Below are 12,876 nucleotides of genomic sequence, written 5' to 3'. Positions count from 1 at the left end.
ATCCGCGCTGCCCATCAAGGGGTTGGGCAGAGACCGCGCCCAGATCCAACGAGGAAACCCATGCCGACTTCCGTTTCCATGCCCGCCCTGGGTGAGAGCGTCACCGAGGGCACCGTCACCCAGTGGCTGAAGAACGTGGGCGACACCGTCGAGGTGGACGAACCGCTCCTGGAGGTCTCCACCGACAAGGTGGACACCGAGATTCCCTCACCCGTCGCGGGCGTACTCACCAAGATCCTCGTCGACGAGGACGAGACCGTGGAGATCGGCGCGGAGATCGCCGTCATCGGCGGTGAGGGCGAGAGCGCCGACGACGAGGGCGGCGCCGAGCCCGCCGCCGAGGAGTCCGCGCAGGAGCCCGAGGAGACCGAGAAGCCCGAGGAGGAGGCCGCCGGGGAGCCCGAGCCGGAGCCCGCCCCCGAGCCCCAGGCCGGGTCCGACGCGCAGGCCTCGTCCTCCGAGCAGGGCCCGACCACGTCGGTGACCATGCCCGCCCTGGGTGAGAGCGTCACCGAGGGCACCGTCACCCAGTGGCTCAAGAGCGTGGGCGACACCGTCGAGGTGGACGAACCGCTCCTGGAGGTCTCCACCGACAAGGTGGACACCGAGATTCCCTCACCCGTCGCGGGCGTACTCACCAAGATCCTCGTCGACGAGGACGAGACCGTGGAGATCGGCGCGGAGATCGCCGTCATCGGCGGCACCGGGGACGAGCCCCCGGCCGTCTCCGAGGGCGCCGCCCCGGCCGAGGCCGAGCCCAAGGCCGAGCCGAAGCCGGAGCCCGCCGAGCCCGCCGCCCCGGCCCCGGAGCCCGAGGCCGAGCCCGCCGCGGACCGGGACAAGGACGGCGAGAGCCCGTCCGTGGACATCGGCACCCTCAGCGGCACCGGCCGCGCCTCGGGCACCGACGCCGGTACCGAGGCGTACGTGACCCCGCTGGTGCGCAAGCTCGCCTCCGAGCACGGCGTGAACCTCAGCCGCGTCAAGGGCACCGGCGTGGGCGGCCGCGTCCGCAAGCAGGACGTGCTCAAGGCCGCCGAGGAGCAGAAGGCCGACGCCGCGCGCGCCGCCGCCCCCGCACCGTCCTCGGCCCCGCGCAAGGGCGCCACCGACACCTCCCTGCGCGGCCGTACCGAGAAGCTCACCCGCCTGCGCCTGTCCATCGCGGACCGGATGGTGGAGTCGCTGCACGTCTCGGCCACGACCACGCAGGTCATCGAGGTGGACGTCACCAAGATCGCCCGCCTGCGCGAGCACTCCGCCGAGCGCTTCGCCGAGCGCGAGGACGTGCGGCTGGACTTCTTCCCGTTCTTCGCGCTGGCCGCGGTGGAGGCCCTGCGCTCCCACCCCAAGCTCAACGCCGTGGTCGACAGCGACAAGCAGGAGGTGACCTACCACGACGTGGAGAACCTCGGCGTCTCGGTGGACACCGAGCGCGGTCTGCTGGCCCCCGTGGTCAAGGACGCGGGCAAGCTGGGCCTGGGTGAGCTGGCGCGCAGGCTCAAGGACCTGACCGAGCGCGCCCACACCGGCCAGCTCGGCCCGGACGAGCTGGGCGGCGGCACGTTCACCATCACCGAGACCGGCTGCACCGGCGCGCTGTTCGGCACGCCGATCATCAACCAGCCGCAGGTGGCCATCCTGGGCACCGGCGCGGTCGTCAAGCGCCCCGTCGTGGTCGAGGACACCGCCATGGGCGACGAGGTGATCGCGGTCCGCTCGATGGTGTACCTGTCGCTGGCCCACGACCACCGCCTGATCGACAGCGCCGACGCCGGACGCTTCCTCCAGAGCGTGAAGGCGCGTCTGGAGGAGGGCGCCTTCGAGGACGACCTGGGCCTGTAGGCCCGGGCCGCGAAGGCCCCCTCACCACCCGCCGGGCCGGGTGCCGCACGTCGGCACCCGGCCCGGCGCGTCCTTTATCGGGGAATGTGTTGTCCGATTTGACCTCAAGACCTGTTGAGGTCCTAGCGTTGACCCGTCCCCTAAGAACCGACGGTGCGCCGCGCGGCTCCCTGAGCCGGTCCGCGCGTGCCCGCCCGACGTGCCCGCTCACGTGTGGGCCGAGACGGCACCAAAGAAGCAAGGACCCACATGGACAACCTTCGGATCGCGGTCATCCTCGGCGGAAACCGCCGGGGCCGCACCGGACCCGCCGTCTCCCGCTGGTTCGTGGACCGGGCCCGGAAGTACCCGGACGCCACCGTGGCGTTCGACTTCCTCGACGTGGAGGACATCAGCCCGCAGGACGGCCACGGCGGCCCGATGGCCCCGGAGTCGGCGCGCACGGTGGAGGCGGCCGACGGGTACGTCGTGCTGACCCCGGAGTACAACCACGGCTACCCGGGCGAGCTGAAGAGCGCCATCGACGCCGCGCGCCGGGAGTGGTTCGGCAAGGCGGTGGGCTTCGTCTCCTACGGCGGGATGTCCGGCGGCCTGCGGGCGATCGAGCAGCTGCGGTCGGTCTTCTCGGAGCTGCACACCGCCACGATCCGCGACACGGTCAGCCTGCACAACGCGCAGACGATGTTCGGCCCGGACGGGACCCCGGTGGTGGACATGTCCTCCGCGGAGGCAGCCGTGGAGCGGATGCTGCGCCAGCTGGCGTGGTGGGCGCTGGCCCTGCGCGAGGCCCGGGAGCGGCGCCCCTACCCCGGTTAAGGGCTGACCGGCTGAGGGGCCCGCGGACCCCTCAGGCACCCGCGGCCCGCGCCTCCTCGGGGGCGGCGCGGAGCCCGCGGCGGGAAAGTGGACGGGGCGGCGCCTCTCGGCACCGCCCCGTCTTTCTACCCCACCAATCACCATCCCCTGATGATCCCCATCATCAAAGGTCTGTGGTCGGGGACGCGGCAGTCAGCCCGACAGCGCGTCGCCCACAGTAGCTCCGCGTTGACGCGGAGTTCCTGTCCCACGTTCAAACTAGAAGACCGAGGGCCCCTCGCGCAGCTCTTTCGAGGAAAAAGCCGAAGAAAAACCGGGCGGGTGTCCTCCGTCGTCCGTTTGGTGTGTCTTCACGCGCGAGGACCGCCCTCCTTCGGGTAGACCCAGGACCATGCGAGTGGCTATCACGGGTGCGACGGGTCTCATCGGCAGGGCGCTGGAGGCGTCCCTGCTCGGCGACGGGCACACGGTGGTGCGCATGGTGCGCCACCTGCCGCGGGGGCGGCACCACCCGGACGTGGAGGAGGCGGAGTGGCGCCCCGAACAGGGACGGGTGGACACGGTGGCCCTGCACGAGGCCGACGCCGTGGTGCACCTGGCCGGGGCGCCGGTCGGCCCGGCCCTGTGGACGCGGCACCGGCGCACCCTCATCCGGCGCAGCCGCGTGCGCGGCACCCGCACCCTGTGCCAGGCCCTGGCGGGGATGTCCTCGCCTCCCCCGCGCCTGCTGAGCGCGTCGGGGATGCACTTCTACGGCGACACCGGCGGGCGCGCGGCCACCGAGGCCTCCCCGCCGGGCACCGGCTTCCTGGCCGGGGTCTGCCGGGACTGGGAGGAGGCCACCGCCCCGGCCGAGGAGGCGGGCCTGTCGGTGGCGCACATGCGCACCTCGGTGGTGCTCGACCGCTCGGGCGGGATGCTGGGCACACTGCTGCCGCTGTACCGGGCGGGGCTGGGCGGCCGCCTGGGGTCGGGGCGCCAGTACATGAGCTGGATCGCCATGCGCGACCAGATCGGGGCCGTGCGGTTCCTGCTGGAGCACCCCGAGATCACCGGGCCGGTGAACATGTGCGCGCCCGAGCCGGTGACCAACGCCGAGTTCACCAGGGCTCTGGGCCGCGCTCTGCGGCGCCCCGCCGTCCTGCCGGTCCCCGCGGTGGCGATGCGCGCGCTGCTGGGGGACTTCGCCGAGGAAACCGCGCTGATCGACATGAGGGCCGAGCCCGAACGCCTCACGAAGGCCGGTTATTCCTTCGCGCTGCCCACCGTGGACAGTGCGCTATCCGACATCCTGGCCAGACCCGCACAGTCCACCGGGGCGTAAGGTTGGATGTGTGAGTGATCTCGTTTACGCATGGCTGGGCGACGCTCCCGTCCCTTACCACCAGGGCTGGGATCTCCAGAAGCGGCTCCACGAGAGTCGCGTCGCCGATGAGGTGCCCGACACCGTCCTGTTGCTGGAACACGAGCCCGTGTACACCGCCGGAAAGCGCACCGGGAGGTGGGATCGTCCCATCACCGACCCCGGGGCGCCCGTGGTGGACATCGACCGGGGCGGCAAGATCACCTGGCACGGCCCCGGCCAGCTGACGGTGTACCCCATCGTCCGGCTGCCGGACCCCGTCGACGTGATCGCCTACGTCCGGATGCTGGAGGAGGCCATCATCCGCACCGTCGCGGAATACGGCCTGACCGGCACCCGGGTGGAGGGGCGCACCGGGGTGTGGCTGGCCGCCGACCCCGAGCGCGGCCTCATCGAGCGCAAGGTGGCCGCCATCGGCTGCCGGATCGCCCGCGGGGTCGGGATGCACGGGCTCGCGTTGAACTGCAACAATGACATGTCGTGGTACGACCGGATCGTCCCGTGCGGAATCACCGACGCCGGGGTCACCTCGCTCTCCGCCGAACTGGGGCGCGACGTGTCCGTGGCCGACGCGCGGCCCCGGATGGAACGCCACCTGGCGGACCTGCTCGGCGCGCGGGAGTACCGCCACACCGACGGCGCGGACCTGCTCTCCGGCGCCACCGCGCGTGGATGACACACCACACCATGATCCAGTCCCCGCGGGGACGCCGAGCCCCCACGAGGGGAAGGGTCCCCGGCACGGGGCACAGAAGGGAACGGGTTCACGTTGACCATCGCTCCTGAGGGCCGCAGGCTGCTGCGCGTGGAGGCGCGCAACAGCGAGACCCCCATCGAGAAGAAGCCGCCGTGGATCAAGATCAAGGCGCACATGGGGCCCGAGTACACCGAGCTCCACTCCCTGGTCAAGAGCGAGGGCCTGCACACGGTCTGCCAGGAGGCCGGGTGCCCCAACATCTACGAGTGCTGGGAGGACCGCGAGGCGACCTTCCTCATCGGCGGCGACCAGTGCACGCGGCGCTGCGACTTCTGCAACATCGCCACCGGCAAGCCCACCGCCCTGGACCGCATGGAGCCGACCAAGGTCGCCAACTCGGTCAAGACCATGGGCCTGCGCTACGCCACCATCACCGGTGTGGCCCGTGACGACCTGGAGGACGGCGGCGCCTGGCTGTACGCCGAGACGGTCCGCAAGATCCACGAGCTCAACCCGGGCACGGGCGTGGAGCTGCTGATCCCCGACTTCAACGCCGACCCCGACCAGTTGGCCGAGGTGTTCGGCTCGCGTCCGGAGGTGCTGGCGCACAACGTCGAGACGGTGCCGCGGATCTTCAAGCGCATCCGTCCGGGTTTCCGCTACGAGCGCTCCCTCAAGGTGATCACCGAGGCGCGCGCGGACAACCTGGTCACCAAGTCGAACCTGATCCTGGGCATGGGCGAGACCCGTGAGGAGATCAGCGAGGCCATGCGCGACCTGCACGAGGCCGGGTGCGACCTGCTGACCATCACCCAGTACCTGCGCCCCTCCAAGCTGCACCACCCGATCGACCGGTGGGTCAAGCCGGAGGAATTCGTGGAGCTGGGCCGGGAGGCCGAGGAGATCGGCTTCGCCGGTGTCATGTCCGGGCCGCTGGTGCGCTCCTCCTACCGCGCGGGCCGCCTGTACAAGCAGGCCCGGGAGAAGCGGGACGCCGAGAACGCCGCCCTGGCGAACAACGCGTAACGGACTTTCCACCCGAGTCGTGACCAAGCTGGAACGGTGGCCCGCTGGCCACCGTTCCTCAGTTACGGGCACCCGCACATATCCTGATGTGGACAGGCGCCCGTCGGTGGCGCCGCGAGGCGCCGCACCCACGACGACCGCGAAGAGGAGGCAAGGCAGCCGAGGGATCTCCTTCCCCGCCGATCCGGCGTCGGCGCGAGCTGCCTGAGAGCACGATGGCGAAAAAGCCCAGGGGTTCACAGAACACGGCCCAAGGCAAGGACGGTGCCGAGAAGCAGCCGGGCCGTCTCAAGCAGATCGGCATGGTCGCCAAGGTCGTCCACCAGCAGAGTCCGCGCAGCATCCCGCTCGCGGTCACGGCGGCGTTGGTCATCCTCGCGGTGTTCGTCGGCATCGGCATCTGGACCGGGTCGTGGATCCTGTGGCCGCTGACCGGCCTGCCGGTCGCCTTCCTGGTGGGGTTCATCATCTTCACCCGCTCCGCGCAGCGCGTGCAGTACAAGATGCTGGACGGACGCCTGGGCGCGGGCATGGCGATCCTGGACAACATGCGCGGCAACTGGGTGGTCGAGCCGGGTGTGGCGGCCAACAAGCAGATGGACGTCGTGCACCGCGTGGTGGGACGCCCCGGCGTGATCCTGGTCGGCGAGGGCGACCCCGGCCGCCTCAAGCCGCTGATCGCCGGTGAGAAGAAGCGCGTGGCCCGCGTCGCCTACGACACGCCCATCTACGACTTCAAGGTGGGCAACGGCGAGGACCAAGTGCCGGTCTCCAAGCTCCAGCGCACGCTGGTCAGGCTCCCGCGCAACCTGGACAAGGCCGGGACCGCCGAGCTGAACTACCGGCTCAAGGCGCTGCCCGCCAAGATGCAGATGCCCAAGGGGCCCATGCCCAAGAACGCCAAGATGCCCCGGGGCATGCGCGGCCAGATGGGCGGTTGACCCCGACCGGGGCCGCAGTCGGACGAGGGGGCCGTCGCACCGTCGGGTGCGGCGGCCCCCTCGCGCGTGCCCGGGCGCGTCCGGTGCCCCTCGTGCCGCGCCCCGGTGCGGGGTCCTCAGCGCTCCGGCGCGGCGCCCGGGGGAGGACGGGACGGCGGCGTGTAGGCGGCGGATGTGTACTGGCCGGAACCGTTGCTGGTGTGCCGCAAGGGCCCTGGACTGCGATGACCTTGTACTTATAGCGAGTTTCGACCGTCGAGCCTCACTATAAGTACAAGATCACCGAGAACGCACCGGCGACTGTTCCGGCCAGCCCACCGAAGACGTGTGAGTCCCGTGGGAGCCACGAGGACCCGCCCGCAAGGCGAAGGCCCCGCCGACACCGTGCGGTGCCTGCGGGGCCCTGGAGCACCCTTGAGGGCTACTCGCAGCTGACCTCGTCCTCGGCGGCGCTGGTGGCGCCCAGACCGGCCAGGGCGTCGCCCCCGCCGCCGGAGCCGCCTCCGCTCACGGCCAGGCCGTCCCAGTCCTGCGCGCCCATCACCAGCTCCAGCTCCGGGCCGAAGTCGGGGACCTCCTCCAGCTGGGCGACGCTGAGCGCCGAGGCCAGTTCCTCGGCCTGCGCGCTCTGGTCGGGGCCGTGGTAGATCGTGGTGACGGCGGGGGTCCGCTCGACCGGGTCGCCCTCACCGGTGACGTTGAACCCCTGCTCGGTGAGCAGTGTCCCGACCTGGCTGGCCAGGCCGGTGATGCCCGTGCCGTTGAGCACCCGCACGGACACGTCCGCGGGCTCGACGGCGGGCTCCGCGGCCTCCTCCGAGCCCTCGCCTCCGCCGTCGCCGCCCTCCTCCTCGGGCAGGGCGTCGCCGGAGGCGATCGCGGTGAACAGCTCCTGGGCGGGGCCCTCGTTGAGCACCAGCTTGTTCCTGTTGGTCGGGGCTTCGAGGACCGGGGCGGTGACCATCCGCATCCGGCCCAGGTCGACCTCGCGCATGGAGATGGCCAACTCGGTCATCTTGTCCACGGTGAACCCGTCGTCGGTCACCAGGCTGTCGGTGACCGAGCCCATGAAGTCGTAGAGCGTGGCGGGGCTGGACATGATCTCGCCGCTGGTGACCTTGCGCAGGATGGCGCCCATCATGCGCTGCTGGTTCTCGATCCGGTTGAGGTCGCTGCCCTGCTCCGTGCTGGCCCGGGAGCGGGCCAGGCCCAGCGCCTGCTCGCCGTTGAGGGTCTGCATGCCTGCGTCGAGCGTGAGGTGGGCCTTGGGGTCGTCGATCGGCTCGGGGACGCACATCTCGATGCCGCCGATGGACTGGACGATGTCCTGGAAGCCCGCGAAGTCGACCATCACCATGTGGTCGAGGTGGATGTCGGTGATCGTCTCCACCGTGTTGCCCTGGCAGTCCATCCCGCCGTAGGTCATGGCGTGGTTGAGCTGGTCCACCGTGCCCGCCGTCACCCCGGGGTTCTCGCCGTTGGCCGGGCAGTCGGGCATCGGGACCATCAGGTCGCGGGGCATGTTGACCATCGTCACCCCGCCCTCGTCCACGTTGATGCTCACCACGACGAGCACGTCGGGGCGGACGCCGTTGGCCACGCTGTACTCGGCGTTCTCCTCCGCGCGCTGGTCGGTGGCCAGCAGCAGGATGTTGTGGATGCCCTCCGCCTGGGCCGGACGGTCACCCCAGGCGTCGGTGTTGACCTCCTCGGTGGCGATGCTGAGGACGTCGCGGTAGCCCGCGTACACGGTGAGACTGGCCGCGATGAGCAGGCCGGTCGCCCCGCACGCCACCCACTGGCCGGCACTCATCTTCCCCGCCAGGGCTGAGGACGCGTTTCTGGGAGCCAAAGGGCACCTGCGATTCGGTATGGGACAAGGGCTGGTCCGGTCGGTGGGGGAGGTCGTACTGCGCGAGAGCTGACACGGACGTAACGGCCGGATGGTACCGGACGGGCACGTACCGTGTCAGATCGGAACCGGTCTCCGGGTGTCGGTGATCAGCCCTCAGCAGGCGCTCTCCTGGGCCCCGGCCGCGGTGGTGCCGCCCAGGTCCTCGGTGATGGAGACCTCGGAACCGGACGAGCCGCCCCCGCCCGTGAAGCCGTTCCAGTCCTGGCCGATGACCAGTTCCAGGGTCTGCGGGAGGTCGGCGACCTCCTCGGTGACCGCGCTCTCCAGCGAACCCGCCAGCAGTTCGGCGGCGGCCGCCTCACCCGGAGCGTAGTAGACGGTGGTCAGCTCGGGGAAGCGCACCACGGGTTCGCCGATACCGGTGACGTTGTACCCCTCCCCCAGCAGGACGCCCTGGACCTCGTTCGCCAGACCGGGGACACCGGTGTTGTTGAGGACCTGCACGGAGATGTCGGCGGGCGCCGGTGCGGCCTCGCCGGACTCCTCCTGCGACTCCTCCCCCTCGTCCTCCGGCTCCTCGTCCTCCAAGTAGGCGCCGGAGTTGATCGCCGCGAACAGCTCGGAGGCGGCGGGCTGGCTCATGGCCAGCCGGTTGGCGTCGGCGGGGTGCTGGCCGTTGGGCACGGTGACGAACTGGATGCGCTCCAGGTCCACCTCGCGCATGGAGATGGCGATGTCGGTCATCGTCTCCACGGTCAGCTCCTCGTCGGTGGTCACCGAGTCGGTGACGGCGCTGAGGAAGTTGGTGATGGTCACCGGGCTGGTCATGACCTCGCTGCTGAGCACCTGGCGCAGCATGGCGCCCATGAACTCCTGCTGGCGGTCGATCCGGGACAGGTCGCTGCCGTCGCCCTGGCCGTAGCGCGAGCGCACGTAGCCCAGCGACTCCTCACCCATGAGGGTCTGCATCCCCGCGTCCAGCGTCAGGTGCGCCTTGGGGTCGTCGATCGGCTGGGGGACGCACATCTCCACGCCGCCGATGGCGTCCACCATGTCCTTGAACCCGGTGAAGTCCATCATGACGAAGTGGTCCAGGTGCACGTCGGTGACCTCCTCGACGGTCTGCCACTGGCAGCCCACTCCGCCGAAGGTCATCGCCGAGTTGATCATGCCGCTGTGCGGGCTCATCCCCTCGTAGCCCTCCACGGCGTCGCAGCCGGGCAGGTCCACGACCAGGTCCCGGGGCAGGTTGACCAGCGTGGCCGCGCCGTTGTCCACGTTGATGCTGGCGATGAGCATGGTGTCCGGGCGCGCGCCCTCGGCCTCGCCGTAGTTGGCGTTCTCCCCCGACCGGACGTCGGAGCCGATGATGAGCAGGTTCATCACGCCCTCGACGCTGGTGGGCCGGTCCCAGGCGTCGGTGTCCACCTGCGCCGTGGTGATGTTGCCGACGATGCCCTGGTACCAGCCGTAGCCGCCGAGGCTGGCGATGATGGCCAGGGCGGTGGCCACGCAGGCGACCCACTGCCCCGGGGACATGCGCACGGCGTGCACGGCGGCGGACGAGGGGCGGGGGGCGGAGCGTTTTCCAGCCATGCGAACCTTCGGGTGCGGCGGCGTGCGTGAGAGGCGGCCGGGTCCCCCGACGGGGACGGGGCCCACCGGTGGGAACGGGCTCCGCGTCGGGGACCGGGCCCCCGCGCGGGGTCCGGACCCGGTTCCCCGCGCGCGAACGCAGCCCCGTGGGGGCGGGGAGTCAAGCGCGCAGGGTTTCGGTCCGTTCCCGGGCCAAGTAATGAACGGATGTTAACAGCAGCTCGGAGGGGCCGCGCCCACGCGCGCTCCGGGCTTCCCGTCCGCCGGGAACCCCCTGTGAGGCCTCAGTAGCGGGTGGCGATCGTCCCGGCCGCCCGGTCGTGCAGCCCGCGGGTGTCGCGGTCGTAGATGACGGCGGGGATGACCAGGCACAGCAGGAGGGTGCGCACCGTCATGGACACGAACCAGGGCCAGGAGCGCTCGCCGGTGGCGGTGATGCCCACGCCGACCAGACGGCGGCCGACGGTGGTGCCGAAGAGGGTGAGCAGGAGGACGTTCATGACCGCGAAGACGACCAGGGCGGTGTTGCTGACCATGGGGACGGCCTCCGCTTGGCTGGCGCCCGCGCCGACCAGCCCGACGCCGTAGGCCCCCCAGGCGAGCGCGAGGGAGAGCATCCAGTCCAGGACGAGCCCCACCAGGCGGCGCATCACACCGGGCACCGAACCCGGGCCGCTCTCGGGCAGGCCGAGCCGGTTGCCCCGGTACTGGAAGTCGTCCCCGGACGCCGCGGTGGCGGAGCCCCGGCTCTCGTCGCTCATGCCCTCCACGGTATCCACCCGGTCGGAGGGTGCGTACCCGGGTCGTCGGAGCTGCTGTGATCCTCCGCGCGGCCGACCATGGCGCAGGTCACACCGAAGGCCGTGGCGGGGGCCGCAAACAGGGCCGTCCGGCGTCCCTTTTCGGCCCCTACAGGGCGGAATCACCGGGTCAGACCCGGTGGTCTGCGACAACAGCCGGGTCCGTAACATACAGGAAACAATCGAGACATGGCGCGGAAACCACCCGCTCCTAGCTTCGGAGACGAAGCCGGGAGACGGCTCGTGATCCGACGTGTCCGCGATGGGGCGGACCCCGGTCCACCGTCTCAGCCACCTGCACGGAGGTTCGTTTTGTTCAGCAGCGTCGACGAGGTGCTCGCCTATATCCGGGACGAGGACGTCAGGTTCCTCGACGTCCGATTCACGGACCTTTTCGGAGGCGTGAACCACGTTACCCTCCCGACCGAGAACGTCGACGAGTCGACGTTCACCGATGGCCAGATGTTCGACGGCTCGTCGATCCGCGGCTTCCAGGCCATCCACGAGTCCGACATGCTGCTGCTGCCGGACCTGAGCACCGGCGTGCTGGACCCGTTCCGCAAGCACAAGACGCTGAACATGACGTTCTTCGTCCACGACCCGCTGACCCTGGAGTCCTACAGCCGCGACCCGCGCAACGTCGCCCGCAAGGCCGAGGCCTACCTGCGCGGCTCCGGCGTGGCCGACACCGCCTTCTTCGGCCCCGAGGCCGAGTTCTACATCTTCGACGACGTCAAGTTCGAGACCCGGTCCAACACCGGCTACTACGAGATCGACTCGATCGAGGGCGCCTGGAACACCGGTTCGGCCATCGAGGGCGGCAACCGCGGCTACCGTCCCCGCTACAAGGGCGGCTACTTCCCCGTCGAGCCGGTCGACCACTACAGCGACCTGCGCTCGGACATGGTGCAGCAGCTGATCGAGTCGGGCATCGAGGTCGAGCTCCAGCACCACGAGGTGGGCACCGCGGGCCAGGCCGAGATCGGCATCAAGTTCGGCACCCTGCTCCAGCAGGCCGACAAGGTGCAGCTGTACAAGTACATCGTCAAGAACGTCGCCAACGCGGCGGGCAAGACGGCCACCTTCATGCCCAAGCCGCTCTTCGGCGACAACGGCTCGGGCATGCACTGCCACCAGAGCCTGTGGAAGGACGGCGAGCCGCTGTTCTTCGACGAGTCCGGCTACGGCCAGCTCTCGGACACGGCCCGCTACTACATCGGCGGCCTGCTCAAGCACGCCTCGGCGCTGCTGGCCTTCACCAACCCGACGGTGAACTCCTTCCACCGTCTGGTGCCCGGCTACGAGGCCCCGATCAACCTGGTCTACAGCCAGCGCAACCGCTCGGCCTGCATCCGCCTGCCGCTGACCGGCTCCAACCCCAAGGCCAAGCGCATCGAGTTCCGCGTGCCGGACCCGTCGGCCAACCCGTACCTGGCCTTCTCCGCCATGCTGATGGCCGGCATCGACGGCATCAAGAACAAGATCGAGCCGCCGGAGCCCGTGGACAAGGACCTCTACGAGCTGCCCCCGGCGGAGGCCCAGGCCATCAAGACCGTCCCGGCGTCGCTGGACGAGGCCCTGGAGGCCCTGGAGGCCGACCACGAGTTCCTGCTCGAAGGCGGCGTGTTCACCAAGGACCTCATCGAGACCTACGTGGACTTCAAGCGCACCGAGGAGATCGACTCCCTGCGCCTGCGCCCGCACCCGCGCGAGTTCGAGCTCTACTACGACATCTAAGACGTAGACGGCAGCTCCGGGAGGGCGCGCCGCGCACTCCCCCATCGGGGCCGGTATCCGTTCGGGTACCGGCCCCGGCCCGGTTCCGGGTGCGCGGGACGGTCCGCCCCGTGCGCCGGGGGCCCGACCGGTCCGGGGCACCGGGCCCGCTCACCGGCCGGACCGTTACCGTTGAACACGTGGTGAGGGACGGAACGACG

At 70.5% G+C, this 12,876-nt stretch carries 10 protein-coding genes; 7 read left to right on the top strand and 3 right to left on the bottom strand.

Annotated elements, in window-relative coordinates:
- Window positions 1-60 precede the first annotated feature (60 nt).
- The 6 genes from sucB to PV789_RS08875 all read left to right on the top strand — a co-directional run bounded on the left by sucB (window position 61) and on the right by PV789_RS08875 (window position 6,688).
- Window positions 61-1,845 (top strand): 2-oxoglutarate dehydrogenase, E2 component, dihydrolipoamide succinyltransferase, encoded by a 1,785-nt coding sequence (gene sucB, locus PV789_RS08900; RefSeq protein WP_302475389.1) that lies wholly within the window; start codon window positions 61-63, stop codon window positions 1,843-1,845.
- A gap of 249 nt (window positions 1,846-2,094) precedes the next feature.
- Complete coding sequence (locus PV789_RS08895) at window positions 2,095-2,661, top strand: NADPH-dependent FMN reductase (RefSeq protein WP_274976957.1); 567 nt, start codon at window positions 2,095-2,097, stop codon at window positions 2,659-2,661.
- 397 nt (window positions 2,662-3,058) lie between these two features.
- Complete coding sequence (locus tag PV789_RS08890) at window positions 3,059-3,985, top strand: TIGR01777 family oxidoreductase (protein WP_274978098.1); 927 nt, start codon at window positions 3,059-3,061, stop codon at window positions 3,983-3,985.
- 10 nt (window positions 3,986-3,995) lie between these two features.
- Window positions 3,996-4,700: a lipoyl(octanoyl) transferase LipB gene (gene lipB / locus PV789_RS08885; protein WP_274976956.1), complete on the top strand. Its 705-nt coding sequence runs from the start codon at window positions 3,996-3,998 to the stop codon at window positions 4,698-4,700.
- A 93-nt stretch (window positions 4,701-4,793) separates the two neighbouring features.
- A complete protein-coding gene (lipA, locus tag PV789_RS08880; protein ID WP_047867607.1) occupies window positions 4,794-5,747 on the top strand; it encodes a lipoyl synthase in 954 nt (317 codons plus the stop codon).
- 215 nt (window positions 5,748-5,962) lie between these two features.
- On the top strand, window positions 5,963-6,688 hold the full coding sequence (locus PV789_RS08875; RefSeq protein WP_274976955.1) for a DUF4191 domain-containing protein: 726 nt from the start codon (window positions 5,963-5,965) through the stop codon (window positions 6,686-6,688).
- A gap of 421 nt (window positions 6,689-7,109) precedes the next feature.
- Here the strand turns inward: PV789_RS08875 and PV789_RS08870 are convergent, their stop codons facing one another.
- The 3 genes from PV789_RS08870 to PV789_RS08860 all read right to left on the bottom strand — a co-directional run bounded on the left by PV789_RS08870 (window position 7,110) and on the right by PV789_RS08860 (window position 10,900).
- Entirely contained in the window at window positions 7,110-8,501 is a 1,392-nt protein-coding gene (locus tag PV789_RS08870; RefSeq protein ID WP_274976954.1) for an LCP family protein, read from the bottom strand.
- Window positions 8,502-8,696: 195 nt separating this feature from the next.
- The gene (locus PV789_RS08865; RefSeq protein WP_274976953.1) at window positions 8,697-10,139 is read right to left on the bottom strand and encodes an LCP family protein; all 1,443 of its coding nucleotides are present in this window, start codon (window positions 10,137-10,139) and stop codon (window positions 8,697-8,699) included.
- Between the two features lie 284 nt (window positions 10,140-10,423).
- Entirely contained in the window at window positions 10,424-10,900 is a 477-nt protein-coding gene (locus tag PV789_RS08860; protein WP_274976952.1) for an RDD family protein, read from the bottom strand.
- A gap of 351 nt (window positions 10,901-11,251) precedes the next feature.
- Here PV789_RS08860 and glnA point away from each other — a divergent pair, with 351 nt between their 5' ends.
- Window positions 11,252-12,676 (top strand): type I glutamate--ammonia ligase, encoded by a 1,425-nt coding sequence (gene glnA, locus PV789_RS08855; protein WP_274976951.1) that lies wholly within the window; start codon window positions 11,252-11,254, stop codon window positions 12,674-12,676.
- Window positions 12,677-12,876: the final 200 nt, after the last annotated feature.

The organism is Nocardiopsis camelliae (genome assembly GCF_028993595.1).
In the GTDB taxonomy this organism is placed as follows: domain Bacteria; phylum Actinomycetota; class Actinomycetes; order Streptosporangiales; family Streptosporangiaceae; genus Nocardiopsis; species Nocardiopsis dassonvillei.
Note: the sequence above shows the minus strand (reverse complement) of the source record. Positions and strands in the feature narration are given on the sequence as shown.